Source organism: Actinoplanes sp. NPDC051537 (assembly GCF_055586105.1).
Genome location: NZ_JBVJIU010000025.1, coordinates 112,863 through 138,986 on the forward strand (window position 1 = coordinate 112,863; position 26,124 = coordinate 138,986).

17 protein-coding genes are annotated in these 26,124 nt (G+C 71.9%); 9 read left to right on the plus strand and 8 right to left on the minus strand.

Features of this window, described 5'->3' with window-relative positions; all coding sequences use genetic code 11:
* The first annotated feature begins 72 nt into the window (after positions 1-72).
* Positions 73-1,170, plus strand: coding sequence for a phytanoyl-CoA dioxygenase family protein (locus ACZ6TB_RS43280; protein WP_465565881.1), 1,098 nt, complete (start codon positions 73-75; stop codon positions 1,168-1,170).
* Here ACZ6TB_RS43280 and ACZ6TB_RS43285 read toward each other — a convergent pair.
* Positions 1,154-2,410: a DUF1501 domain-containing protein gene (locus tag ACZ6TB_RS43285; protein WP_465565884.1), complete on the minus strand. Its 1,257-nt coding sequence runs from the start codon at positions 2,408-2,410 to the stop codon at positions 1,154-1,156. The genes ACZ6TB_RS43280 and ACZ6TB_RS43285 overlap by 17 nt on opposite strands.
* 1 nt (position 2,411) lies before the next feature.
* The gene (locus ACZ6TB_RS43290) at positions 2,412-3,680 is read right to left on the minus strand and encodes a DUF1800 domain-containing protein (RefSeq protein ID WP_465565887.1); all 1,269 of its coding nucleotides are present in this window, start codon (positions 3,678-3,680) and stop codon (positions 2,412-2,414) included.
* 190 nt (positions 3,681-3,870) lie between these two features.
* On the opposite strand from ACZ6TB_RS43290, the gene ACZ6TB_RS43295 reads away from it, so the two are divergent.
* From ACZ6TB_RS43295 to ACZ6TB_RS43320, 6 genes are read left to right on the plus strand one after another with little or no spacing between them, the layout of a single operon-like run.
* On the plus strand, positions 3,871-5,109 hold the full coding sequence (locus ACZ6TB_RS43295) for a glycosyltransferase family protein (protein WP_465565889.1): 1,239 nt from the start codon (positions 3,871-3,873) through the stop codon (positions 5,107-5,109).
* Positions 5,102-6,583, plus strand: coding sequence for an O-antigen ligase family protein (locus ACZ6TB_RS43300; protein ID WP_465565892.1), 1,482 nt, complete (start codon positions 5,102-5,104; stop codon positions 6,581-6,583). The genes ACZ6TB_RS43295 and ACZ6TB_RS43300 overlap by 8 nt, the downstream gene beginning before the upstream one ends.
* Positions 6,534-7,550, plus strand: a complete 1,017-nt coding sequence (locus ACZ6TB_RS43305; RefSeq protein WP_465565895.1) for a glycosyltransferase — start codon at positions 6,534-6,536, stop codon at positions 7,548-7,550. The genes ACZ6TB_RS43300 and ACZ6TB_RS43305 overlap by 50 nt, the downstream gene beginning before the upstream one ends.
* Complete coding sequence (locus ACZ6TB_RS43310) at positions 7,547-8,734, plus strand: glycosyltransferase family 4 protein (protein WP_465565898.1); 1,188 nt, start codon at positions 7,547-7,549, stop codon at positions 8,732-8,734. The genes ACZ6TB_RS43305 and ACZ6TB_RS43310 overlap by 4 nt, the downstream gene beginning before the upstream one ends.
* The gene (locus ACZ6TB_RS43315; RefSeq protein ID WP_465565901.1) at positions 8,731-10,281 is read left to right on the plus strand and encodes a lipid II flippase MurJ; all 1,551 of its coding nucleotides are present in this window, start codon (positions 8,731-8,733) and stop codon (positions 10,279-10,281) included. Before ACZ6TB_RS43310 ends, ACZ6TB_RS43315 begins: the two co-directional genes overlap by 4 nt.
* Positions 10,278-11,405 carry a glycosyltransferase gene (locus ACZ6TB_RS43320; protein WP_465565904.1) on the plus strand — a complete coding sequence of 376 codons (1,128 nt, stop codon included), beginning with the start codon at positions 10,278-10,280 and terminating at the stop codon, positions 11,403-11,405. Before ACZ6TB_RS43315 ends, ACZ6TB_RS43320 begins: the two co-directional genes overlap by 4 nt.
* A 398-nt stretch (positions 11,406-11,803) precedes the next feature.
* Here ACZ6TB_RS43320 and ACZ6TB_RS43325 read toward each other — a convergent pair whose 3' ends face one another.
* The 5 genes from ACZ6TB_RS43325 to ACZ6TB_RS43345 form a co-directional block, all read right to left on the minus strand.
* Entirely contained in the window at positions 11,804-13,093 is a 1,290-nt protein-coding gene (locus tag ACZ6TB_RS43325; RefSeq protein ID WP_465565907.1) for a hypothetical protein, read from the minus strand.
* 84 nt (positions 13,094-13,177) lie between these two features.
* Entirely contained in the window at positions 13,178-14,278 is a 1,101-nt protein-coding gene (locus ACZ6TB_RS43330; protein WP_465565910.1) for an NHL repeat-containing protein, read from the minus strand.
* A 35-nt stretch (positions 14,279-14,313) separates the two neighbouring features.
* Positions 14,314-15,414 (minus strand): hypothetical protein, encoded by a 1,101-nt coding sequence (locus ACZ6TB_RS43335; RefSeq protein ID WP_465565913.1) that lies wholly within the window; start codon positions 15,412-15,414, stop codon positions 14,314-14,316.
* Between the two features lie 22 nt (positions 15,415-15,436).
* Entirely contained in the window at positions 15,437-20,092 is a 4,656-nt protein-coding gene (locus ACZ6TB_RS43340) for a DUF6531 domain-containing protein (protein WP_465565915.1), read from the minus strand.
* Between the two features lie 280 nt (positions 20,093-20,372).
* Complete coding sequence (locus tag ACZ6TB_RS43345) at positions 20,373-20,561, minus strand: hypothetical protein (RefSeq protein WP_465565916.1); 189 nt, start codon at positions 20,559-20,561, stop codon at positions 20,373-20,375.
* Between the two features lie 181 nt (positions 20,562-20,742).
* On the opposite strand from ACZ6TB_RS43345, the gene ACZ6TB_RS43350 reads away from it, so the two are divergent.
* Positions 20,743-21,042 (plus strand): hypothetical protein, encoded by a 300-nt coding sequence (locus ACZ6TB_RS43350; protein ID WP_465565919.1) that lies wholly within the window; start codon positions 20,743-20,745, stop codon positions 21,040-21,042.
* A 4-nt stretch (positions 21,043-21,046) separates the two neighbouring features.
* On the opposite strand, the gene galT is transcribed toward ACZ6TB_RS43350, so the two are convergent.
* Positions 21,047-24,454, minus strand: coding sequence for a galactose-1-phosphate uridylyltransferase (gene galT, locus ACZ6TB_RS43355; RefSeq protein ID WP_465565922.1), 3,408 nt, complete (start codon positions 24,452-24,454; stop codon positions 21,047-21,049).
* Positions 24,455-24,679: 225 nt separating this feature from the next.
* Here galT and ACZ6TB_RS43360 point away from each other — a divergent pair, with 225 nt between their 5' ends.
* Positions 24,680-26,002 carry an ABC transporter substrate-binding protein gene (locus ACZ6TB_RS43360; RefSeq protein WP_465565925.1) on the plus strand — a complete coding sequence of 441 codons (1,323 nt, stop codon included), beginning with the start codon at positions 24,680-24,682 and terminating at the stop codon, positions 26,000-26,002.
* Positions 26,003-26,124: the final 122 nt, after the last annotated feature.

Sequence of the window (26,124 nt, forward strand, 5' to 3'; positions counted from 1 at the left end):
GCGTACACGATGATGGGCTTTTGAGGGGTTCGCAATGCGCCGCGGCAGAAGGCGAAGACCTAGCGTGACGTCATGACTACCTGGTTCACCGCCGCATCGACCGACCTGGACGCGTTCCGGGCGGTCTGCGAGCGGAAGACGGAGCTCACCGACTACCCGCACGCCGCCGACGTCGCCGAGAACGTGCTGATCTACCCGGGCACCCTGCCGGACACCCCCGAGGTGCGGGGCGAGCTGATCCGGGCCCTGATGGACGGCCCGGGCGTCGTCGTCTTCGCCGGAGCGTTCGCCGCCGGCGTGGTCGACCGGGCCACCGCGGTCTTCGCCGGGCTGATCGCCGAGCAGAAGGCGGCCGGCGTCACCGGCGGCGACCACTTCGCCAAGCCCGGCGCCAACGACCGGGTGTGGGGCGCGCTCGACAAGTTCGCGCTGCGTGACCCCGAGGCGTTCGCGGCGTACTACGACAACGACGCCCTCGCGCTGGTCAGCAACGCCTGGCTGGGCGCCGGCTACCAGGTGACCTCGCAGGTCAACGTGGTCAACCCGGGCGGCACGGCGCAGGTCGCCCACCGCGACTACCACCTCGGGTTCATGTCGCAGGAGCAGGCGCTGCGCTACCCCGCGCACATCCACCTGCTGTCGCCGGCGCTGACCCTGCAGGGCGCGGTGGCGCACGTCGACATGCCGGTGGAGACCGGGCCGACGCTCTACCTGCCGCACTCGCAGAAATACCCGGCCGGCTACGTCGCCTTCCACCGGCCCGAGTTCACCGCCTATTTCGACGAGCACCGGGTTCAGCTGCCGCTGCACAAGGGCGATGCCGCGTTCTTCAATCCGGCCGTGTTCCACGGTGCGGGGGACAACCATTCCGCGGACGTACGCCGGATGGCGAACCTTCTGCAGATCTCCTCCGCCTTCGGCCGGGCGATGGAGACCGTCGACCGCACGGCGATGGTCTCCGCCCTCTACCCCGTCCTGCGCGACCACCCGGGCAACGTGGACCACGTCATCGCCGCCTCGGCCGAGGGCTACGCCTTCCCCACCGACCTCGACGTCAACCAGCCCGTCGGCGGCCTCGCCCCGCCGACCCAGGCCGAGCTCGTCCGCCGGGCCCTCGACGAGAAGTGGGACGCCGCCCGCTTCGAGGACGCGCTCAGGTCGGCGGGATGAGCGGCAGCAGCTTCGGCTTGTACCCCGCGAGATATTGCACCGGGTCGGCGCCGAGCACCGCGCTGAGCACCGTGCCGAAGACGTCCCGGAAGTCGGTGGTCGCCTTCAGGTCGCCGTCGTCGAGGTCGGTCAGGCTCGGCTGCTCGCCGTAGAAGCCTCCGGCCACCGCGGGACCGAGCACGAACATCGGCCCGGCGGTGCCGTGGTCGGTGCCGTCCGACGCGTTCGCCCGCACCCGCCGGCCGAACTCGCTGTAGACGACCACGGTGACCCGGCGGCCGGCCTCGATCTTCGCCATCCGGTCGTGGAAGGCGGCGAGCGCCTGGTCGAGCTGGGCGAGCAGGGTCTCCTGCCCCTGCCGCTCGGAGGCGTGCGTGTCGAAGCCGCCGAGGCTCACCGAGTAGACCTTCGTCGGCACGCCGGCCGCGATGCAGCGAGCGACCAGGGCGAGCTGGGCGCCGAGCGCGCCGCTGCCGCCGGTCGCGGTGCCGCCGGCCATCGGGGCGCCGCTGTCGGTCTGCCCGGCGGCGACCCTGCCCGCCTCGCGCACCTCGCGGTCCATGGTGATCAGGTCGGCGTGCGCGGCGGCGGCCCGGGCCTGCATGGCCGGCTCGCCCGGCTGGACCCGGCCGAGCCGGGCGATCACGTCGGCGCCGATCCAGTCCGGCAGGTCGAGCTCGCGGTAGTTGACGCAGGCGCCGACGTGGGTGCGGCCGACCAGCAGCGGCGGGAGCACGGTCTCGAAGCTGACGGCGGTCTCGACCGGGGACTTCGTGCCGTCCAGCCAGCGGCCCACCCAGCCCGTGTTGGTCGGGCCGCTCGGCGATGCGGACTGCCAGATGTCCATCGACCGGAAGTGGCTGTGGTCGGGCTTCGGGTACTGCACGCCGCGGACGATCCCCAGGCGCTTCGCGTCCCACAGGCGCTTCAGCCCGGACAGCTTCGGGTTGAGCCCGAGCGTGTCGTCGAGGTGCAGCACGGCCTCGGGCGCGTAGGCGAGCTCGGGCCGGGCGTCGTGATAGGCCGGGTCCGCGTACGGGATCAGCGTGTTGAGCCCGTCGTTGCCCCCGTAGAGGGTAACCAGGACCAGCCTCGGCTCGTTCGCGGGCGGCGCGGCGCCCGGCTCGCCGCCCTTCGCCAGCAGCTCGTGCAGCCCGAGCGTGATGCCCCCGCCGGCCAGGACGGCGGCGCCGGTGACGCCCGAGGCGAGCAGGAAGCGGCGCCGGGTCAGTGCGTCCATGTCAGGTCACCTGGTACTCGGGGCTCACGAGACCGATCGCCAGCCGGAGCTTCGGGTCGGTCACGTCCTTCAGGACCGCGTACGTCCGGTCGGTCCACTTGTCGACGCAGAGCAGGTAGGCGAGGCTCTCGGGGGTCACCGCCTCCGGATCGGCCAGGTCGGCGAGGTCCTTGGCCATGGAGAGCTTCTTGTTGGCGGCGGCCGCGGTCAGCCACGCCGTGCCGGACGGCCAGCCGCCGACGCTGGGCGGGGCGAACGGCCGCTGGCCGAGCGCGCCGAGCGCCCAGTAGAACCGGTCGAACAGCACCGGGGGCAGGCCCGACGGGCGCAGCGCGAGCTGGCGCAGGGCGCCGGCGAACCACTCCACCGGCTGCTTGACCAGGCTGCCGCCGGTGGCCCGGAACTCCTCGGCCTCGAACATGGCGCGCAGCATCGGCATCGGGTGCGGGAACGCGCCGGCCATCCGCTCGCGGACCCGGTCGGGAACCGGCTGGCTGCTCGACGCGTACCGGAACCACATCCGGGTCGCCACGAAGCGCGGGCAGGGCTTCTGCTGGACCAGCAGGTCGACCAGGGTGTGCGCGGTGAAGGCGGCGGTCACGCCGAGGATCGTCTTGGGGCCGTCGTCGTGGTGCGCGGGCTCGAAGATGATCTTCTCCGAGAAGGCCGAGACCTGGTAGCCGGTCAGCGCCTTGGCCGCCTGCTTGACGTCCTTCTCGCGGTAGTGGCCGATGCCGAGGACGAACAGCTCGCACAGCTCGCGGGCCAGGTTCTCGTTCGGGGCGTCCTTGCGGTTCTTGTGGCCGTCGAGGAAGTAGACCAGCGCCCGGTCCTCGACCATCCGGTGCGCCATCGCGATGAAGTCGGGCGATTCCCGCATCGTGCGGTGCTGATCGAGCATGAACCGCGGGTTCGCCACATTTGTCGCCCAGTGCCCCTGCCAGAAGAACTGGAGCCGCTCGAAGGCCTGGTGGTCGGCGACGACCATGCGGTCGAGCCACCAGCGGGCCAGCTGCTGGGTCTGGGCGAGACGCGTCGCCGACGCCCGCTCGTGCTGCTCGGGCGTCGGGTTCTGCGGGTCGGGCAGCTCGGCGAACGGATCGCGGGCGATGTCCGGGATCGGGGCGCCGAGCGCGCCGATGTCCGGTCCCGAGGGCTCGAACAGGGCGGTCAGCGTGGGGGTGTAACCCGACTGCCGGGCCGCCGTGAGCTCGGCCGGAGTGGGACCGAAACCGGCGCGGCGCAGCAACAGCCCCACGTCGTCGGTCACCTTTCGAAAGATAGGCGAACGCGAACATGTCGGCAAACGAGGCCGGAGGCGGGGCACCGCGCCGAGGGCCGCTCACATATTCTCCCGGGGAACCGCACGAGAACACGGGGGCCCCTCGCCTGACACGAACGCCGTCTATGATCAGCCGCCGAACGTCCGTCCCCCCGCGCGACATGTCTGGATTGAACGAGTGACGACTACGCCACCGACCGGTGATCCCCGAGCTCAGCGACCGGTCTCCGGGCCCGAGATCCTGGTGCTCGGCACCGCGGAGTGGAGCTCGCCGATCGCGACCAACCAGCACTACGTGGTGCGGGAGCTGGCGCGGCAGTTCGACGTCACGTTCGTCGAGTCGCTGGGGCTGCGCCGGCCCAAGCTCGACGCCAAGGACGTCGGCCGGATGGCCCGGCGGCTGGGCAACGCCGCGCGCGGCCAGGAGGCGGCCGCGTCGTACCGGCCGATCCCGGACGGCGTGAAGGTCATCTCCCCGATCATCGCCCCGGTTCACCGCGCGCCGACCCGGGTGCCCAACCGCATGCTGCTGCACCGGGCCGTCGCCGAGTGGCGGCAGAGCTCGCGGCCCAAGCTGCTCTGGACCTTCACCCCGGTTACGTACGAGCTCGAGGACGTCGCCGACGCCACGCTGTACCACTGCGTCGACATCCTCAGCGAGTTCCCGGGCATCGACGGCGTCGCGATCGAGCGGGGCGAGAAGAACCTCGCGGCCCGCGCCCGCCTGGCCATCGCCACCAGCCACGCCGTCGGCGTCCACCTGACCGGCGCCGGCTTCCCGGCCGGCACGGTCCGCACCCTGTCGAACGTGGCCGACGTCGAGGTCTTCACGAGGGCGGCCCTGGCCCCGGCCCGGCGGCGGCCGTCGGCGGTGTTCGCCGGCAACCTGACGCCCCACAAGATCGACTTCGAGCTGCTGCGCACCCTGGCCCGGGCCCTGCAGGGCCGCGGCGACCTGCTGCTGGCAGGCCCGGTCGCGGCCGGCGGCGGCGGCTTCGACGGCCAGCTCGCCGAGCTGCAGAGCCTCGGCGCCAAGTACCTCGGCGTGCTCAACCTCGAGCAGCTGGCCGAGGTGGTCGGCGGCGCCACGGTCGGGCTCATCCCGTACGCGATGAACAGCTACACCGCCGGCGTCAGCCCGCTGAAGTGCTACGAGTACCTCGCGGGCGGCATCAACGTGATCAGCACCCCGATCCCCGAGGTCGTGCGGGCCGTGCGGCCGCCGTTCATCGAGGTCGCCGAGTCACCCGAGGCGTTCGTCAACCGGGTGCTGGCCACGATCATGCCCGCCTCCGACGCCGAGACCCGCGCCCGCATCGACTACTCCCAGGAGTTCGGCTGGTTGGGCCGCGGCCGCCTGCTGCGCGGCATCGTGACCGAGATCATGGGCCGGCCCGCGGTGAACGCCGGTGTCTAACCCGCCCCCGGCCAGTGAGCGCCGCAGCCTGATGGCGGCAGCGCTGGCCGCCGGGTCGTCACCGCGCGTGCAGGCGGCGGCGCTGCTCGTGCTCGCGGTGCCACAGATCTACCTGCTCCCCAAGAACAGCTCGGACGTCTCCCTCAGCACGTTCCTCACCGTGCTGCTGGCGATCGGCGTCCTGGTCCGGTTCCTCCGCCGGCCGACCCGGCGCCCGTTCCCCGACATGATGCTGTTCGGCACGCTCGGCCTGCTGCTCGTGCTGCGGGTCGTCGCGGTCGCCTGGTCGCCGGAGCCGTCGGCCGCGCTGCAGCCGGTGGTCCTGCTCGGCAGCTTCCTGGTCGTGCTGCTGATCATGCTGGACGCCGTGCCGCTGCTGAGGTACATCGAGCGGCTGTACTGGCCGTTCGTGGGGCTGGAGATCTTCCTGGTCGTGCTCTTCCGGTTCGCGCCCGGCGTCGAGGGCTGGTACCTGCGGCACATCGGCGGCTACTTCGCCGGGCAGAACGCCATCGCGGCGCTGTTCGACCTGCGGAACAACAACGTCTTCGACCACGCCAAGGCCGGCGGCGTCTTCGTCAACGCGAACGTGGCGGCGATGTTCCTGGGCGTGAACGGCCTGGCCGCGCTCGCCGTCTACGCCGTCACCCGCACCCGCTGGGTCGGCGTGCTCGGCGTCGTCTCGATCCTCACCGTGCTGCTCACCGGCTCCAAATCGGCCGCCGTGCTGGCGGTCACGCTGCCGATCCTGGCCGTCGGCGCCATCTACCTGAGCCGCTCGACCATGCCGGCCCGGAAACGCTACCGGCTGTTCGGCGGCATCGCGGCGGCCGCGGTCGCCGCCGTCGGCGTGATGCTCAGCATCGGCGCCCTGCGCAAGGCGCTGGTCGACGCGTTCGTCGGCCGGGCCGAGATCTGGGGCTTCGGCGCCGACTCGTTCGGAAAGAAGCCGGTACAGGGCCTCGGCTTCGGCGGCTGGGACGAAGGCTTCCCGGCCTACGCCGCCGCGCACGGGCTCTACCGCAGCTTCCCGCCGCACAACCTGCTGCTGGCGACCTGGTCGACCACCGGCATACCGGGTCTCCTCCTGACCCTCGCGTTCTTCGTGCTGGCGTTCCGCGTCATCTATCGCGCCCTGACCGGCCGGGTGCCGGTCGACAAGAGGTTCGCCGCGTTCGCGGGGGCCGCCATCGCCTGGATCTTCATCCAGGGCATGGGCGAGAACACGGACGTCTTCGGTGAGATCCACCTCATTCCCATCGTTGCTCTGCTCTACGTGCTTTTGATCAAGCCAACTGGCGAGGAGGACCCGGGCGATGTCACTGACGCCCACCGTCGGCATAGTGCGGCACCAGCAGTTTCTGCCGTCGGAGACGTTCATCCGAAACCAGGCTCTGGCACTACGTACCTTTCGGCCACTTTTCGTGGCGAAGGACAAGGTCCCGGAAGTCACGCCGGCAGTCGACGCGGTTAGCGTCGCCGACTTCGGCCGCCGGGCCGTCCTGGCCTACACGCTGACCCGCTCGCCCGGGCCGATGCGCGCCGCGCTCGCCGAGCGTGGCGTCGCGCTGCTGCACGCCCACTTCGGGCCCGAGGCCGTCTACGTCACGCCGCTGGCCAAGGCGCTGGGCATCCCGCTGGTCACGACGCTGCACGGGTTCGACGTGTCGGTCTCCAAGTCGCAGCTGGTGGCGTCGCGCAAGCCGTCCTGGATCAACTACGTCACGTGGCGGGACGACCTGTTCACGCACGGCCGCGTCTTCATCGCGGTCTCCGAGCACGTGCGCCGGCGCGCGATCGAGTGGGGTTACCCGGCCGACCGCGTCGTCGTGCTGCCGATCGGCGTCGACGTCGACCGCATCCAGCCGGCCCCGATCCCGGAGACCCCGCGCATCCTGCACATCGCGCGCCTGGTGGAGAAGAAGGGCACCGCCGACCTGCTGCGGGCGTTCGCGGACGTACGCCGGGCCGTGCCCCGCGCCGAGCTGGCCATCATCGGCCAGGGCCCGCTGCGCGAGTCGCTCGAGGCGAGCGCGGCCGAGCTCGGCATCGCCGACGCCGTCCAGTTCCTCGGCGTGCGCACGCACGCCGAGACCCTGCAGTGGCTCAGCCACTCCCGGGTCGTCTGCGTGCCCAGCGTCACCGCGCCCAACGGCGACCAGGAGGGCCTGGTCACCGTGCTCATGGAGGCCGGCGCCGCCGGCGTCCCGCTGGTCGCCACCGACCACGGCGGCACCCACGAGGCGGTCACCGAGGGGGTCAACGGCTTCCTGGTGCCCGAGCACGACCCGGCCGCCCTGGCCGACCGGCTCATCGCCCTGCTGCGCGACCCGGCGCTGGGCGAGCGGTTCGGCAAGGCCGGCCGCGAGATGGTGCTGCACCGGTTCAACCTGCGCCGGCAGACCGACAAGCTCGAGGCCCTGTACAGGACGCTGCGGTGACCGACTCGATCCTGATCTTCGCCCGCTCCACGCCGCACCACCGCACGGGCGGCATGGAGACGGTGGCGTGGGCGCTGGCCGCCGAGTGGGCCCGTACCGTCCGCGACGTCCGGGTGGTCACCACCGACATCCCGAACCCGCCGGCGCCCGCACCCTTCGTCGAGGACGGCGTCCGGGTCATCCCGCTCGCCGGCACCCGCCCCGGCGAGTACTCGGCCGAGTGGTGGGAGGCGTCCCGGGCGTACTGGGCGTCGCTCACCACGGCCCCCGACGTGGTGCTGTCGGTGAGCGCCGGCGCGTACGGCGTGGTCCGCGACCGGGCCGGCCACCCGCGCGTCCCGTTCGTCATGCAGGCGCACGGCACCTCGGCCATGGAGATCGGCTCGAAGCTGCGCGCCCACGACCTGCGCTCGCTGGCCACCTCCCCCAAGAACATGCTCGGCCTGGCCAAGGACCTCGCCCGCTACCGCGACTTCGACGCGATCGTGGCGATCGGCGAGAACGTGGCCCAGTCGCTGGCGGCCCCGCCGCAGAGCTGGTCGGTGCCGCCGGAGCGGATCCGGCTGATTCCCAACGGCGTACGCCCGGAGGACCACGGCTTCGACCGGGTGAGCCGGGCCAAGGTCCGCGACGCGCTCGGCATCGACGAGTCGGTCTCGGTGATCGCGTCGATCGGCCGCCTGCACGTCCAGAAGCGGGTCGACCGGGCGCTGCGGGCCGCGGCCGCGCTGCGCGACCGGGGGCTCGGCAGCCGGTACGCGTTCCTGATCGTCGGCGACGGCCCGGAGGAGCAGAAGCTGCACGCCCTCGCCCGCGACCTGCGGCTGGACGGCATCGTGCGGTTCACCGGGCGGGTGCACAAGGACGACGTCCGGGCGTACTACGCCGCCGCCGACGTCGCCCTGCTCACCACCGCCCGGCTCGAGGGGCTGCCGATGGCCGTGCTCGAGGCCCTGGCCTGCGGACTGCCCTCGGTCGTGCCCACCGGCTCGCTCGGCACCAGCCGGCTCGACCGGGTGGTGCGCGAGGCCGACCCCGCCGACGCCGTGCGCCTGGCCGACGTGCTTCTCGACGTCACCCGCTTCCGCGGCGCGCGCGACAGCCTGCTGCCCGAGGAGTTCACGCTCGCGTACTCCGCCCGCAGCTACCTCGCCGCGTTCCAGGGCCTGGTCCGGGCGCCGTGACCAGGATCTTCGTCAAGCTGGTCCTCGGCGGCATGGCCGGGAAGGTCCTCGGCGTCGTCCGGGAGGTGCTGCTCGCGGCCCTCTTCGGCGCCGGCAAGGTGGTGGCGGCCCAGCGGATCGCGCTGACCGGGACGATGGTCCCGATCAACTTCTTCACCGCCGACGCGCTGTCGGCCGGCTTCCTGCCGCTGTACGTCCAGTACCGGCAGGACCGCCCGGCGATGGCCGCGGTGCTCTACCGCAACGTGCGCAACATCCTGGTCGGCTTCTCGTTCGTGCTCGTGCTCGCGCTGGTGCTCGGCCGGCACTACTGGGTCGACGTGCTCGGGCCCGGCCTCGACGGCGAGACCGCGAACATGGCCGCGTCGATGCTGGTCATCGCCGGGCTCGGCATGCCGTTCTACATCCAATACAACATGTACGTGCTGGTCGGGCTCGCCCACGACGACACCCGCATGTTCAACATCCGGCCGTCGTTCCAGAGCGTCGGCCTGATCACGGCGACCCTGCTCGCCTACTTCACCGGCCACGCGACCCTGCTCGCCTGGGGCTTCACCGGCCCGTACGTGCTTCTCTGCGCCCTCGGCACGCTCTGGACCCACCAGCGCCGCTACCTGCACGTGCCGGCCGTCGACGGCACCGGCATCCACCTGTCGTACCGGGTGGCCCGCCACACCGCGCTCACCCTGTTCTGGAAGCGGCTGCGGCCGCTGCTGCTGATCCCGCTGATCCTGCAGGGGTCGATCGCCGTCGAGCGGGCGGTCGGCTCGCTGCTCGGCGTCGAGGTCGTCGCCGCGACCGAGTACTCGCGCTTCATCGTCGACTCCTGCATGGCGCTGCTCGCGGCCCCGCTCGGCCTGGCCGGCCTGACCTCGTTCGCCAAGATGGCCGCCCACGAGGTCTCGGGTGGCCTGCGCCGGCTCGTTCCGCCGGTGCTGCTCCTGACGATCCCGCTGTCGCTGATCCTGACCCTCAACGCCAAGGGCATCGTGACCCTCGCGTACGCCCGGGGGCAGTTCGACGAGCAGGCGGTCGACATCTCGTCGGTCATGCTGGTCGGCTTCGCCCTCGGCATCTGGGCCCAGGTCATCGGCTACACGCTCGTCAAGATCCTCAACGCGCGCGGGGCGAACTTCAAGGTCGCCGTCGTCAACGCGGTCGCCTTCGGCTCGGCGATCCTGGTCGACCTGCTGCTCTACCGGTACTGGGGCGCGTTCACGCTCGGCGTCGCGTCCTCGATCTGCGGCCTGCTGATGTTCGCGGTCTCCGCGCACTGGCTGGGCGTGCTGAAGTTCAGCATGCTGCGGCTCGCCGAGCTGGCGCCCGGCGCGACCCTGGCGGGCGTGGCCGGCTGGCTGCTGGCCGGCGACGGCATCCTCCGGCTGGTCGCCTCGTGCGCCGCGATCGGGGTGCTGTTCCTCGGCTACGTCGCGGCGGTGCCGCCGCTGCGCCACGCGTACCTCGACACCTTCCTGCGCAAGCTCAAGCGCAAGCCCGACTCCCCCGACAACGACGAGGCCAACCCGGCCGTGAGGAGCAACGCATGACCTACCCCGACTATGCACCGGCTCGCCAACCGGGCGCCGGCGTCCTGGCCGGCCGGTCCGTCGCGCTCGTTCACGAATGGTTCGGCGCCACCGGCGGCTCGGAGAACGTCTTCCGGCGCATCGCCGACATCGTGCCGCACGGCAAGAAGTTCGTGCTGTGGAAGGACCACGACTCGGACGAGCCCGGCCTGAGCGAGTCGTGGATGGCGAACACGCCGCTGCGCAAATCCAAGGCGGGCGCGCTGCCGCTGATGCCGCTGGCCTGGCGCACGCTGAGCAAGGAGAGGTTCGACGTCGTCATCTCGTCGAGCCACGCGTTCGCGCACACCGTGCGGCTCGGCCCGCCGGAGACGACCCGCTACCTCAGCTACATCCACTCCCCCGCGCGCTACGTCTGGAGTCCCGACTTCGACGGCCGCGGGTCGAGCCCGTTGCTGACGCTGCCCCGGGCCGCCCTGCAGAAGGCCGACGTCAAACTGAGCAAACACGTGCACGCGTACGCGGCGAACTCGCGCGAGGTCCGGGACCGGATCAACCGGTTCTGGAAGCGGGACGCGGTCGTCATCAACCCGCCGGTCGACGTCGACTACTTCGGCTCGGCGCCGGCCGCCGACCGCTACCAGCCCCGCGACTACCTGCTCGGGCTGGGGCGCTGGATCCCGTACAAGAACTTCGATCTGATCATCGAGATCGCCGAGGCCGCGGGCATGCCGGTGGTCATCGCGGGCTCGGGCCCCGAGGAGGAGAACCTTCGCAAGGTGGCCGACAAGGTCCGGGTGCCGGTGCACTTCGAGGTGCGGCCGAGCCGCGAGCGGTTGCGCACCCTGTACTGGGGCGCGCGGGCGCTGCTGTTCCCGGTGCACGAGGACTTCGGCATCATCCCGGTCGAGGCGCAGGCGTGCGGCACGCCGGTGATCGGGCTGGCCCGCGGCGGCCTGCTCGAGACCGTGGCGCACGGCGAGACCGGCTACCTGCTGGACTCCCGCGACCCGCGCGACTTCGCCCAGGCGGTGTGGCACCTCAACCAGCTGTCGCCGCACCGGATCGCGGCCCAGGCGGCGACGTTCTCGGAGCGGGAGTTCGCCGCGAAGATGAGCGCCTGGATCGAGCACGAGACGCGCTGATGGCGCTTTCGAGGTGAGAGCCCGATCGCCGGATCCAACGCAAAGGCCGAGCCACAGGTAGCGGGTGGTGCCGCGCGACTTTGCTCTGCTTACCCATACGCGCATCGTGAATCGATATGCGCCATGCGCGTATTGGTAAGCAGAGCAAAGCGCCGGCGCGGGGGCCCGGCATGGCCGGCGTGACCCGGCATGGCCGGCGTGACCTGGCGCGACCTGGCATGGCCGACGCGACCCGGCATGGCCGGCGTGACCTGGCGCGACCTGGCACGGCCGACGCGACCTGGCACGGCCGACGCGACCTGGCACGGCCGACGCGACCTGGCATGGCCGGCGCGACCTGGCATGGCCGGCGCGACCCGGCACGGCCGGCGTGACCCGCGCCGGCTGTCCACTCGCCGCTAGAAGACCAGCTCGTTGTGGAAGAACGTGGCGAGCTTGCGCAGCTGGGCCGACTGCGTCACCGGCGCGGTCATGCGGAGGACCAGCTGGCTGTCGAGCTCGCCGCTCTCCCCGCCGCGGTAGTAGCCGATCACCGTCAACGCGTGCCGCTGCTGGCCGTCGACGTCGAGAACCGTCTCGGCCAGCGTCGAGTAGGGGCCGGTGCGGATCCACTGCGCGCCCCAGGCCTCCTCGTTCTTGCGGAGCTCGGTCTGCTGCTGCGCGCTGCACGGCTGGGCGCACGGCCGGACCACCAGCTCGCCGCCGAGCTGCTCGGGGGCGCCGCTCGGGGTGCCGCAGTTGTACTTGATGTAGCCCTCGGCGCGGGCCGCGAGCGTGCACTGCCAGCCGGCCGGCAGCTTCACCGGGAACGCGATGCCGTCGAGCTTGACCGTGGTCACCTTGTCCCACGGCGTGTAGGCCGGGAACTTGACCGGCCAGACGTTGACCGGCTTGGGCGGCTCGGCGCCCGGGCTGGCCGGCGGGGCCGTCGGCACGGTGCCGACCGCCTGCGGCGCGGCCGAGGCGGTGGGCTTGCCGTTCGGGTCGTCGCCGCCGCCGGCCCGGGCCAGCGCGAAGATCGTGCCACCGACGGCGAGCAGGACCACGATGACGCCGGCCAGGCCGATCCACAGGCCCTTGCGGCTCTTGCGCGGCGGGGACGGCTCGATGCGCCGCTGCGGCGAGGAGAACGGGTTCTGCTCGGCGGCCGGCGAGTAGCCCAGGCCGTACTGGTCGACGGCGTAGGGATCGCCGCCGCTCGACACCGGCGAGACCGGGGTGCCGCTGGTCGGGATGCCACTGGTCGGGGTGCCGCTCATCGGGGTGGCGCTGGTCGGGGTGCCGCTGGCCGGGAAAACCGCGGCCGACGAGTTCCAGCTCGGTTGCTGCTGCTGTTGCTGCGGCACCGGCACGGACGGCGCGGTGGCCGGCTCGTTGGCGATCACCCGCTGGCCGAGCGACTCGAACACGCGCTCGGCGCCGGCGCCGGCGCCGACCGGGCCCGCGTAGGCGGCCCAGGGCACCTCGGCCTGCACGTCGGCGCGCACGTAATGCGGACGGTCGGGGCCGGGCTCGGACAGGGCGCTGACGGTGGCCGCGAAGGCGTCACGCCAGCCCTGGTCACGGGCCGCGGTGTCGAGCACGGCGACGGTCAGCGGCCGCCCCTGCTCGTCGACGGCCGACCACACGCTTCCCACCTGGCACTGACCCAGCGGCTCGCCGAGCCGGTACGGGCTTACTGGCTGCATTCCGACCTTTCCCCCGAGTATTCCTGTCTGCGAATACTAGCGGGGCGCTGCCCGCGCGTCGTGCCCTGGTCAAGGCACCATAAATCACTCCGGGGGCAGCGAGACAGCGGCCGACAGACCACCCTTTCCCGGCTCTGCGGGCAGCACCCGGGTGACCCGTCCGGCGGCGGCGTCGACCCGCGAGACGCCGCCCGCGAAGTCGCCGTCCAGAACCCAGACGGTCGAGCGGCCAGCGACCAGCCCGAACGACGGATCGTCCGGATCGGCGGCGGCGAACGGGATCCGCGCCAGCACGTCCCCGGTGGCGGCGTCGATGCGTACGACCTCGGACCGGTCCTCGTCGCCCACCCAGAGTGACCCCATCGCCGAGGTTGCCGGCAGGTCCTGGGAGACCGTGGAAACGCGCACCTCGTGGTGATCGGCGAGGCGCATCGCGCTGCCGCAGTTGCCGAGCGCCCAGCCGCCCACGATCGACAGGGCCAGCTCGCCGTGGCCGAGGCTGATCGTGCCGAGCTCCTGTCCCGTGTCCGGGTCGAGGTGGCGGACGGCCGGCTCGTTCAGTCCGGTCGCGTAGAGCCCGGTCGTGAGTTGCGAGATGCCCTTCGTCAGCGCCTGCGACTGCATCTCACCGGGCTTGGCCGGATTTATGCGGATGAGGGTGCCGCCGTCGGTGATCCAGAGCCAACGGTCGGAGATGGCCGGGGACCGCGGGGTGAAGCGCGCCGGAAGCGCCGAGTCGCTGATGTCGCCCTTCGCCGACACCCGCCAGAGGTGGCCGGGCTGGGCGATCCACAACGCGCCGTGGGCGAAGAAGACCAGATTGCCGCCGTACGGCCGGACCGCCGGCACGTTCTTCCGCCCGGTCACCCGCGCACCGGCCGCGTCGACGATGGTCAGCTCGCCGAACTCGGGCCGGTAGGCGTAGAGCCGGCCGTCCCCCGACGCCAGGATCGGCGGGAACGGCTGCCCGGCCCGCCCGAGGTCGACGGTGGCCGTGACCCGGTTGGTGCGGCCGTCGATCGCTCTGAGGTCGCCGTGCTCGTCGGCCACCCAGAGGGCCTCGTTCGCGGGGGTGGGGGCCGCGGGGGTCGCGCTGGGGTTCACGGGGGTGAGCTTGCCGCCCCAGCAGTCGTCGCGGTGGCCGAGGTGGCAGGCCGACGTGAGGCCGGCCGCCAGCATGAGCACCGTGAGAGATCGCCAAACCGGCGAACGCGTCGTCATCATCGGCGGCGGAAGAAGCCCTCCGTGTCGCGGGAACGGGCCTCCCGCAGGCGTTCGCCCGCGAGCCGCATTCCCGTCTCCTCGTCGACCAGGCAACCGGCCAGCAACGACCGGGCCCGCGCCCGCACGGCCGGCTCGTCCGGGTGACCGGGCGCCCACTGCTCCGGCTCCCCCACGGTCAGCCCGGCCCGGCCGGCGGCCAGCGCCGTCGCGCCCGCCGGCACGCCGCCCAGCCGCTCGAGGTGGCCCGGCGACAGCACCTGGAACCACATGCCGTCCGGCACCAGCAGGTCGGGCACGTGCTCTCCGCCCGGCCGCCGGCCGCTCCACTGTGGCGAGAGCGCCTCGCGGGCGTTCGGCGCGGCGTCGACCCCACCCCAGGCGAGGTCGCCGGCGTGGGCCGCCAGCAGGTCGCGCTGACCGCGCATGGCGGCCGCCACGTCCTGGCCGGCGGCGGTCAGCGTCGCCTGCTTGACCGCGCCCATCAGCGACGCCTCCACCGCCGCCACCGTCGCCGTCGACGCGAAGTCGCTGGCCACGATGGCGACCGGCGCGTGCGTGGCCAGCGCCGGGCGGAGGGCCTCGGTGACGCCGGGCCAGGCCAGCTCGAACTCGGCCGAGATCACCACGCCCTGCGGCGGCAGCTCGGGGGCCGTGTGCCAGACCCACGCCGCGGCGATCTCCAGGAGGGCGTCGGCGCCCAGGGGCGCCGGGCCCAGGGGTGCGCCGAGCGGGCCGCGCAGCCACGCCCGGGCGGCGGGGACCAGACCGGTGATCGCGGCGTAGCGGTCACCGATCTTGCCCGGCGCGCCGAGCGTGGCCTCGCCGACGCCGGCCTCGGCCAAGCGGCCGGCGATCAGGTCGGGAACGGCGCCGAAGGACGCGACCGGCGCCGTTCCGAAGTCGATGGTCAGCAGATGGCCGGCGGGCACGGCGACCGGCGTCGGCACATAGGCCGCGCCGAGCGCCGCGATGTCCCGCGTGGCGGCGGTCAGCGCCGAGCGCACCCGCGACGGGTCCTCCGGGGAGCGCACCAGCAGCAATGCGTTGCTGCCGCTGCGCCACCGGTCCGTCAGGCCCGGCTCGACGCTGACCGCCATGAAACCTCCTAAGCAACCGTCATCAGACGGGTACGACCGGCACCTCGGGGATGATCGGGATCGGCACACACCAGCCGCAACTGAGCACGCCGTGCTCCGCCTCGCTGTTCCCGTTGTCCTCGTTGGTCTCGGCCTTCGCCCGCGCGCCGGCCGGGACCTTGTCGCCGTCGTCGGTGAAGTAGACGTGGCCGGCCGGTTCGCCCAGCCCCCAAACGTAGACCTCGGACGGGATGATCGTGTACCAGTGCTTCCACACCGGGAACGTGGTCGCCCAGTGCTGCAGCTCGGTGCCGCGATCGAACTGAATCCCGTACCAGAGCATCGCCGTGTCCTGGTATCGCTGGAGCTGGGCATTCACGTCGGCCGTGGTGCTCTCTCCCTCGTACCTCTTGACCTCGTAGATGTTCCGTTCCTTGGTCACGATGTCGATCCGGAACCCGCGGTAGCCGATCTCCGGGTCGATGCCGGGCACGCCCGGCTGGTCGCCGACCTCCCAGTCGATGTCCTTGCTGATGAACGTCCCCATGCCGAGCTGGTCGTCCTTGAACCGGTCCCACCAGTCCTCGTACTGGCGGGCCAGCTCGTTGATGGCCAGCGCGTGCGCCGCCTTCTCCTCGCCGCCGTCGTTCCACATGTCGCTGAGGCAGTCCTCGACGCCGGAGAGGCAGTCCGACGACATGTTCCAGCCGCGGGTCCACAGCGGGCCCTTGCTCTGGAAGCACTTCTGGTGGCGGGTCAGGTCGTTGCCCGGGTCCGGGTTCTCCCAGCAGTCCAGCCAGTCGTTCGGCTCGCCGAGGAGCGAGGCGATCGACGCCAGGATGTCGAAGAGCGCGAACTGCCCGAGCGGGTCGACCATGTTCAGCGGATCGTTGTTGGCATACGGGTACGGGCTGGCCGGCCGCGTGGATCCGACCAGGACCGAGAGCGGGTCACGGGAGTCGAACCGGCCCTCGCCGGGCGAGTACCAGCGGGCCCGCAGGTACACCGACTCCGCCCCGGCCGACAGCTCGCCCCGGTACCCGAAGCGCGGGCCGTCGGCGGTCGGCAGGCCGGCGACGTCCGGGTTCCCGAACGCGTCATAACGAGCGGCCAGCGCCCACGGCGAGGTCGGCAGGGTCCACAGCGTCGAGCCGTACGCGTCCTGGGAGAACGCGGCCGAGCCGACCGGTGTGTCGGCCGAGACGCGCCCGTTCCCGTACACGAAATCGGTGCTGTTGTCCGCCCGCAGGATCTGCGGGGTCCGTTCGCCGGCGCTCCACTCGAACGTCCGCTTCGGTCCCTTGTCCGGGCCGATGCTGACGAGCAGGCCGTCGGCGTTGTAGACCGACTTCTCCACTGACGTGAGCAGCAGGTGCGTGGTCTTGCGGGTGACCGGCTCGCCGAACGAGTCGTACTCGATCGACTCCGACTGACCCGGGCTTGCTCGGCGGGTGAGACGGCCGGACGAGTCGTACGTGTAATCGGTGTGCTTGATGCCGTAGTCGGTCGACACGAGCTGGTCGGCGGCGTCGTACTTGTAGGTCGTGTCCGGCCCGATGCCCGACACCTTGGTGCGGTTGCCGTTGGCGTCGTACGCGATCGACGTGTCGCCCAGCCCCGGGTCATCCACCTTCACCAGCTGACCGGCGGGGTCGTACGCGAACTTGGTGCTCACGCCGAAGTCGCTCTGCTTGACCACCCGCCCGTCGCCGTCCCGCTCGAGCGCCGTGTCCTGCGGTTTGGCCAGGCCGCCCCACTGCTTGTACCGGACCAGCAGGCCGCCGTCGTAGCCGTAGCTGCGCAGGATGCCGTCGGGCAGGTCGGCGGCGAGCACCTGGCCGTCCGGGTTGACCGTGTACTTGGTCTTCCCGGCCCGCGGGTCGTCGACCCCGGTCAGGCGGTTGTTGTCGTCGTAGCCGTAGGTGACGGTCAGCTTGTCCGGGTACTTCAGGCTGGTCCGCCGGCCGTCCGCGTCGTAGGTGACGGCGTACGCGTTCTTGTTCGGCTGGGTGTAGCCGGTGACCCGGCCGGCCTTGTCGTACGCGTACGTCGTGGTGCCCGAGGCGTCGGTCATGCTGGTCCGGCGGCCGTCGTCGTCGTACCCGAAACTCTGCGTCTTGCCGTCGTCGCCGGTCCGCTTGAGCAGCTCGCCGACCGCGTCGTACTCCATCTTCAGCGTCTTGCCGGCCGGGTCGGCGACGGCGGTCAGGTTGCCCGACGCGTCGTAGGTCTGCTTGGTGACCCGGCCCAGCGGATCGGCCGACGAGAGCTGCCGGCCCGCCTTGTCGTACGTGTACTTCGTCGCGGATCCGCTCGGCTCGGTGATCGAGAGCAAATTCCCGCTTGCGTCGTACGCGTACCCGGTCGCCTGCCCGTTCTCGTTGGTGCTGCGGGTGAGCTGCCCCGCAGCGTCGTATTCGGACTTGCTGACCGCGCCCGTCGGGTCGGTCGTCTTGATCTGGTTGCCCTTGGCGTCGTACTCGTAGCTGGTCACGCCGCCGCGCGGGCTGGTCGACCGCACGAGCCGGCCGACGGTGTTGTACTCGTACTTCGTGACCAGCCCGGCCGGGGTGGTCTGCGTCAGGCGGTGGCCGTCGGCGTCGTACGTGTACTTCGTGACCCCGCCCATCGCGTCGGTGACCGAGACCAGCCGGCCTGCGGCGTCCCAGCCGTTGGTGACGACGTGGCCGAGCGGCGTGGTCGTGGTGAGAAGACGACCGACCTTGTCGTACGCGTACTTGGCGACCGCGCCGGTCGGATCGGTGCGGGTGGCGACGCGCCCGGCGGCGTCGTAGGACTGCCGGGAGACGTTGCCCATCGGGTCGGTGGTCGCGGTGAGCCGCCCCTTGGCGTCGTACTCGTATTTGGTGGTGCGGCCCATCGCGTCGGTCACCGAGGTGACCAGACCACGGCTGTCGTACGTGGTCTTGCGCGTCCCCGCCGGAGCCGAGCGCTGCGTCTGCTGGCCGTCGGCGTCGTACGAGTAGGCGATGGTGTTGCCGTTCGGGCTGGTCACCTCGCTGACCCGGCCGAACGGGTCGTAGCTGAACTTCTCCACGCCCCCGACCGGGTTCGTCTGGGTCGCCACCTTGCCGGTCGCGTTGTAGGTGTAGGTGGTGGTGCGGTCCAGCGCGTCGGTGACGCCGGTGATCCGCCCGTTGCCGTCGTAGCTGTTCTTGGTGACGCCGCCGGCCGGGTCGGTCGCGTCGAGCAGCAGCCCCGACGCGGTGTAGCGGTACTTCGTCACGGCGCCGAGCGCATCGGTGACCGAGGTGACCCGGCCCGAGGCGTCGTAGCCGTACCTGGTGGTGGCGCCGCGCGGGGTGGTGACCTCGGTGGGCCGGCCGACCGCGTCGTACGCGTACTTCGTGATCCCGCCGACCGCATCGGTCAGCGAGGTGAGACGGCGGCCCGCGTCGTAGGCGTAGGAGACCTTCGCCCCCGCCGGGTCGACGGTCTCGGTGACCAGGCCGTCCACCACCGTGTTGGTGCTGGTGGCGCCCGTCGGGTCGATGACCTGCGACGGGGTGCGGTCGTCGCCGGTGTAGGCGTACCGGCTGACCGCGCCGGCCGGGTCGGTCATCGTGACGACCCGGTCCTGCCCGTCGTACTCGTACCTGGTGACCGAGTCGCCGATGCTGCGGCTCACCACGTTGCCGCGCGCGTCGTAGGCGATCGCGATGTCGGTGCCGCCCGCGCTGTGCACGCCGGTGATCCGGCCGCTGCCGTCGAACGTCTGCGTGACGGTGCCGCCGGCCGGGTCCTCGACCGAGGTCAGCCGCCCCGACTTGTCGTGGTGGTAGGTCGCGGTCACGTCGTCGGTGCCGGTGACCTTCAGCGTTCCCGCGTCGTCGTCGTAGACGAAGGCGGCCTCGCCACCGGTGCCGTACTCCTGGTGGGTCACCCGGCCGTCGCCGTCGTACTTGTTGATCACGACGGTGCGGTCCTCGGCGTCGGTCACGGTGCCGACCCGGCCGCCGTCGGCCGCATACTTGGCGATCACGCCGGTCGGTCCGGTCACGCCGGTCAGAAAACCGTTGCCGTCGTACGCGTACGCGATGGTCCGCCCGTCGTTGGCGGCCACCCCGGTGATGCGGTCGCCGGTCCAGGTGACGGCCAGGCTCGCGCCCGCCGAGTGGGTGGCCGAGGTCAGCCGCCCCTGGTCGTCGTAGCCGAAGGTGACCCGGGTGCCGTTCGAGGCCCGGGACACGCCCCGCCCGTTCGCGTCGAACGTCCACACCTCGCCGGACAGGTTGCGCAGCGCGTAGGTGCCGTCCGCGTTGCGGGTCAGGTCGGCGTCGAGATCCGGCGGCCGCGCGAAGCCGCTGCCCGTCGCCGTGAAGGTCAGGACCCGGCCGTCGTCACCGTGGTACGCGACCGATCCGTCGTCGTTGGCCTTGAGATACGCGCTGAGATCGGCCGTCCAGCCCGTGCCGAACGGTCCCGTCGTGTCGTCGAGCGAGTTGTAGGTGCGGCCCCAGTGCAGCATCGCCGCCGGAAAATCCAGGTCACCGGCCGACACCGAGTAGTTCCCGGTGGCCGAGTTGACCCCGCTTCCCGCGATCCCGTAGATCGCGTGCGACCCGTACAACTCCGCGACGGGCCGGTCCACGAGCGGCGCCGCCTGAGCGGCGCCGACCGCGACATTGAGAGTGAGCAGAACGGTCAGGGCAGCAGCCAGCCACATTCGCCGATGCATGATCCTCCCCCGATTTCACACACCGTAGTCGATCTGTCGCGTTCGGACGCTACACCGATCCTCGTCGATGCGTTGCCCCGCCCGAGAGTTGGCACATGCTTAGACAGACGTCAATGTGGGCCGTTCTCGCAGATAGGAGAGGGTCGATCGGTGACAGCCCGAGTCGGATGTTCGACTCCCGGACACTCGCCGGCCGGACCGCCCGCCGCGAGCCCGCTAGATCAAACCGTGATCCCCGGCGAACCTGGCAAAGTCGGCGCCACCGCGCGTGCCGTTGTGATCAGACGACGCCGTCGCGCCTCCATGACCGCGTGCGCGTAGCCGGGTGGCGGATGAGTGTGTCGCGGCCGAACTCACGGCCGGCCACACCGACCGCCGCCACCGGCAGCAGGAACTCGGCCGCGAAGGCATCGACGACCGCCTCACGCAGCGCGACGCGTGCACGCCGAGATCGCTCGAGTATGCGCATCCACCGCGCCGCCTCCCGCGCGGAGGACTCCGAGACGACCCGGCCGGGCTAGTCGACGATCGGAGCGATGTCGAGCCGGAACGATCCCCGGCCGGCGTCGGTCGCCTCCTCTTCGAGCAGCCCGGCGCGGCGCGACAGCACGGGCGGCGGCGGGCTCCCGCTGCTCTGCTACGGTTCGGCCATGTCGTCGCCGACTGCCGGCGCTGAGGCGGCCGCTCGCCCCTGGTGGCAGTGGGCGCTCGGCTGGCTGGCCCTGGCCGCGCACGTGGCCATCCTGACGTTCTACGTCGCGAGCGGCCTGCTCGCGCCCGGCTGGGCGGTGGCCCTCCTGCTGCTCGTCTGGCTCGCCCTGCTGGCGCTGGCCATCGGGCTGCTCCGCCGCCACCGTCCGCTGTGGGTGGTGGCCGTGCCCGTGCTCGCCGCGCTGATCTGGTTCGGCGCCCTCACCGCGGGCGAGCACTGGCTCGGCTGGACCGGCTGATCCTCTACCCCAGCTCGCGCAGGCGTTCGGCCACCCTCTCCGGCCGGGTGTCGTTGATCCAGGCGCCCATCGCCGACTCCACGCCGGCTAGATACTTCAGCTTCCCCGGGGCGCGCAGGATCGAGAACACCTGGAGATGCAGGCGGAACCGGTCACGGTCGGCGCGGGCCGGGGCCTGGAAGACGCCCGAGATGTACGGCAACGCGCCCACCCCGGGGAAGAACCGGTCCAGCCGCCCGAGAACGTCCAGGTAGATCAGCGCCAGGTCGTCGCGCTCGGGGGAGGTCAGGGCCGGGAGGTCGGGGACGTCGCGGTGCGGCGCCAGGTGCACCTCGATCGGCCAGCGGGCGGCCGCCGGCACGTACGCGGTCCAGTGCTCCGAGGTCGCCACCACGCGAGTGCCCGCCCGGCGTTCGGCGTCGAGGATGTCGCGGAACAGGTTGCCGCCGCGGTGGGCGGACGCCATCGCGATCATCCGGGCGGCCTTGGGCGGCACGAACGGGAACGCGTAGATCTGCCCGTGCGGGTGCGGCAGCGTCACGCCGATCTCGCGGCCGCGGTTCTCGAACGGGAACACGTACTCGATCTCGGGGCGCGCGCCGAGCACGGCGGTCCGGTCGGCCCAGGCCTCGATCACGGTGCGGGCCCGGTGGGGGGTCAGGCTTCCGAACGACCCTTGCGCCACGGACGAGAAGCAGACCACCTCCGTACGCCCGCGGGCCGGCCGCGCCGGCCAGAGCGGATCGCCGTCGACGACGTCGGGCTCGCCGGTCGCCCGCGGCGAGAACGACGGGAAACGGTTCTCGAAGACCACGACGTCGTACGCGGACTCGGCGATCTCGGTCGGGAAGCCACCCGGGACGGTGGGCGCGAGCGGGTCCTGGTCGGCGGCCGGCAGGAAGGTCCGGTCGTTGCGCAGCGCCGCGATCGCCACCCACTCCCCGGTCAGCGGGTCGTAGCGCATCTCCGGATCGGCCGACGCGACCGGCAGCGGCCGCACGTCGACCGCTTCCCGCGCACCGAACGGCGGCGTGTCGTCGAAGTAGACGATCTCGCGGCCGTCGGCCATCCGGCGCGAAGTCCGGCGTACGAGATGGGGCTCCCGAAAGAGCGAGTGGCTCTCGAGGGTGAGCGAGTCGATCGCCAGAAGTTGCCCGTCCGAGGCCGCGAGCCGATCGCGCGCGTCGGCCGGCAGCGACACCGTCGACCCCGACGCCATCGGCAGCAGGTGAAGCGTGACGCGCGACCGCTCGCCGACGCCGGCGTCCCGGAGGCTGACGATCCACTCGGACCCGTCCCAGAACCGGTCGGTGACGGTGCGGCCGTCGACCCGCAGTTGCCCGACGTCCCCGGCCCAGCGGATGCGCAGGTAGGAGTCCGTGCCCGGTTCGGGAAGCGCAAGCCGGTAGACCGCGGCGAGCTCGTCGAAGGCCTCGTCGGAGGGCGCCGACTGCCGCCCGTCGAACTTCCCGTAGGCGACCGGGACGGCCGTGCTCGCCTCGCGGATGAGCTCGGCGTCGACGCTTGTGGACGACCGCGCGAAATTGTCGTAGGCGGGTGCTTCACTTGCCCCCACCCAGAGAGGGTGGGGGTCGGGATCGGCGGCCGCACCCTCGAGCGGCAGATCCACAAACCCGCGGGCGACCACGTCGTACACGCGAACGTCCGGCCCGAAAGCCTCGATGCGCCCATCAGCGCCCCACGTCAATTCGGCGGCCGACAGCAACAACCGCCGCGCCGGGCCGTCCTCGCACACCCAGATCTCGTCGGCCAGGGCCGCGGGCAGCACCAACAGGTCGAGCCGACCCTCACCCTCACTTGACCGCAGCCGCACCGGCGTCAACCCCGGCGAGACCGTGGCGGCCGACCCCCCGACCGAGTAACTCACCTCGATGCCGGCCTCCGCGACCAGCACCAGCGTCGGCACGTCACCGTCCAGCACGGTCAGCGCCGACGCCGTCGCCCAATCCAGCCGCACTCCACCCAGGGTCAGCGCGAGCGGCCAGCGGGCCAGCGTCCCCGGCGGCACCGCGATCGGGGCGGCCGGCAGCACCAGGTCCTCCGCGCCGAGGGCGACCCGGAACTGGGCGCCGTCGTACGCCCGCAGCGGCACGTGCGGCTGGTGCCAGGCGATGAACAGGAAGCCGCTCGACCCGTCACTGCGCAGCGCGTACCGCAGAGTCGTGTCGTCATCGACGCCCGACGGTCGCACCGGCGGCAGGCTCGACGGCATCTCGGCCAGCCCCGCGCCGAACGCCTTCAGGAATGCGTGCTGCCGCCGGAGCAGGGCGTGGCTCCCGGCGAGCAGACCGGCCTCCCCGATCGGCGCGTGGAAGTCGTAGCCGAGCCGGGGCATGTCGTTCGGATAACCGGTCGCATGCGACTCCTGCATGCCGCCGGCTGAAGACGACGACGGGTTCGTTCCCCCGGCGTACATGTAATAGCCCTGCCACGCCGAGCCGTTGCCGATCTTGCAATGGGCGATCGCGGCGACATCGAGGGGCGCCGGTCGCGGCCGGCGGTGGTACGCGGTGGCCATCCCGCCGCCCAGCTCGCAGGTGGCCGGGGGGAAAAGATCCGAGGGGGTACGCGAGGAAGCCGGCATCCCCTGCAGCTGCATCCGCCGCACGTCCGCCCCGATGCCGGGGTCGTCCCAGACGTGCGAGAAGAAGTAGTGGTCGCGGAACGTCGGGTCCCAGGGCGCGTCGGCGTCGACCCAGAACCCGTCGCCGTACCCGCCGTAGAGCGGCAGCACCTGTTCGTCCGGCAGCTCCGCCCCGCCCCACGCGGTCGCCGTCCACAGCGGCGCCGACATGCCGGCCTCCCGGGCCAGCCGCTTGAGCGTCGCGATGTGCCCGGGCTGGTCGTAGAGCTCGTTCTCGATCTGGATGCCGAGCACCGGGCCGTCGGGACCGCACCGGCCGTCGAGCGCGCCGGCCAGCTGACCGAACCACTCCCGGACGAGCGAGAGGTAGCGCGGGTCGTCGGTGCGGTGGCGGACCGGCGCCTCCTGCACCCAGTCCGGGAAGCCGCCGTTGCGCGACTCGCCGTGGCACCACGGGCCGATCCGCAGGATCACGTCGAGGCCCTCGGCCACGGCCAGGTCGACGAACGCCGCCACGTCGAGGTTGCCGTCGAAGCGGGGCTCGCCGCGGTGCTCGACGTGGTGCAGCCAGAAGACGTAGCTGGCCGCGACCGTCACGCCGCCGGCCCGCAGCTGCCGCAGGCGCCGCCGCCACCGGGCCCGGGGCAGGCGGCTGTAGTGGATCTCGCCGGACACCGGGATCACCGGGACGCCGTCGCGGATCAGGTGCCGGCTGGTCAGCCCGACGCCCGGGCGCGCGTCCTCGTCGTTGCTCATCCGGGGCCGGCGCGGCGGCTCCGACCAGGGATGGTGCGCGACGTTCAGCACGGGTGACTCCTCTGCGGCAGCGTTTCACGAGCGCGACGACTGTAACCGGTCACAGGCGCCTGGCTCCGCACGATACAGGCCGTTAACGGTCGCGACGCAAGGGCTTGACATTTGCGGGGGCGCGCAGCACTGTAACCGGTCACAGGTCCTGTTCGGTGACGCACGTCTCCCCCGGCAGCGACCGCGGCCGCGCGCCCACCGCGGTCGGCCGATCGAGGAGGATCGATGAAGAAGACACTTCTGCCGTTGGCCGGATTCATGGCCGCGGCTCTCTTGATGACCAGCGCCTGCTCGGGCGGGAGCGACGGCGACAATGCGAGCGGCGGCAGCACGCCCAAGCCCGGCGAGAAGGTCGAGCTGACCTACTGGACCTGGGCGCCGAACATGGACAAGGTCGTCGAGGGCTGGAACAGCACGCACCCCGACATCCATGTGACGGTCAACAAGCAGGACGGCGGCGACCCGGCCGTCACCAAGCTGCTCACCGCGATCAAGGCCGGCAGCGGCGCCCCCGACGTCATGCAGGCCGAGTACCAGAAGATCCCGACCCTGGTCTCGGCGAACGCGCTGGCCGACATCGGCAAGGACGCCGGCAGCCTCAAGTCGAAGTTCCCCGACTCGGCGTGGAACGCGGTGACCCTCGGCTCGGACGCGCTCTACGGCGTCCCGCAGGACAGCGGCCCGATGATGTTCTACTACCGCACCGACGTCTTCCAGAAGCTCGGCCTCGAGGCGCCGAAGACCTGGGACGACTACGCGGCGGCCGCCCGCAAGATCCACTCGGCGAACAAGAAGCAGTACCTCGGCACGTTCTCGGCCAACGACCCGGGCTGGTTCTCCGGCCTCTCGCAGCAGGCCGGCGCGTCCTGGTGGGGCGTGAACGGCGACACCTGGTCGGTCGCGATCAACGACACGAACACGCAGAAGGTGGCGAGCTACTGGGGCGGCCTGGTCCAGGAGGGCGTCGTCGACAACAAGCCGATGTACACCCCGGAGTGGAACGCCGCGCTCAACGACGGCACCCAGGTCGGCTGGCTGAGCTCGGTGTGGGGCCCGGGCGTGCTCGAGGGCAGCGCCAAGAGCACCAAGGGCAAGTGGAAGGCGGCCCTGATGCCGCAGTGGGACGCGTCGAGCCCGAAGAACGGCAACTGGGGCGGTTCGGCCACCAGCGTCACCACGCAGAGCAAGCACCAGGCCCAGGCGGCCCAGTTCATCGCCTGGCTCAACACCGACCCGGCCGGCGTCAAGGCGCTCGCGACCACGGCCAACGTCTACCCGGCCAGCGTCGACGCGTCGGCGGCCCTGACCTCGCCGCCCGCGTTCCTCTCCGACCAGGCCGACTTCTACAGCATCGCGGCCGAGTCGGCGAAGATCACCAACCCGTTCACCTACGGCCCGAACGTCAACGTCGCCTACAGCTCGTACAACGACGCGTTCGGCAAGGCGGCGCAGTCGAAGAAGGCCGCGGACTTCGGGGCGGCGCTGGCCACCATGCAGCAGACCACGCTCGACGACATGAAGAACACCGGCTTCAAGGTCGCCGGTTGACGGTTTCACCGGCGCGGGGGGGGGGGGGGGGGGGGGGGGGGGGGGGGGGGGGAAGGGGGGGGGGGGGGGGGGGGGGGGGGGGGGGGGGGGGGGGGGGGAGGAAGGGGGGGAAGGGCGAGGGG

Excerpts from the sequence above, each read along its gene's own strand:
- ACZ6TB_RS43325 (WP_465565907.1), bottom strand. The coding sequence starts at position 13,093 with ATGCAGCCAGTAAGCCCGTACCGGCTCGGCGAGCCGCTGGGTCAGTGC.
- ACZ6TB_RS43340 (WP_465565915.1), bottom strand. The coding sequence starts at position 20,092 with ATGCATCGGCGAATGTGGCTGGCTGCTGCCCTGACCGTTCTGCTCACT.
- ACZ6TB_RS43285 (WP_465565884.1), bottom strand. The coding sequence starts at position 2,410 with ATGGACGCACTGACCCGGCGCCGCTTCCTGCTCGCCTCGGGCGTCACC.
- ACZ6TB_RS43345 (WP_465565916.1), bottom strand. The coding sequence starts at position 20,561 with ATGCGCATACTCGAGCGATCTCGGCGTGCACGCGTCGCGCTGCGTGAG.
- ACZ6TB_RS43280 (WP_465565881.1), top strand. The coding sequence starts at position 73 with ATGACTACCTGGTTCACCGCCGCATCGACCGACCTGGACGCGTTCCGG.
- ACZ6TB_RS43360 (WP_465565925.1), top strand. The coding sequence starts at position 24,680 with ATGAAGAAGACACTTCTGCCGTTGGCCGGATTCATGGCCGCGGCTCTC.
- ACZ6TB_RS43335 (WP_465565913.1), bottom strand. The coding sequence starts at position 15,414 with ATGGCGGTCAGCGTCGAGCCGGGCCTGACGGACCGGTGGCGCAGCGGC.
- ACZ6TB_RS43350 (WP_465565919.1), top strand. The coding sequence starts at position 20,743 with ATGTCGTCGCCGACTGCCGGCGCTGAGGCGGCCGCTCGCCCCTGGTGG.
- ACZ6TB_RS43320 (WP_465565904.1), top strand. The coding sequence starts at position 10,278 with ATGACCTACCCCGACTATGCACCGGCTCGCCAACCGGGCGCCGGCGTC.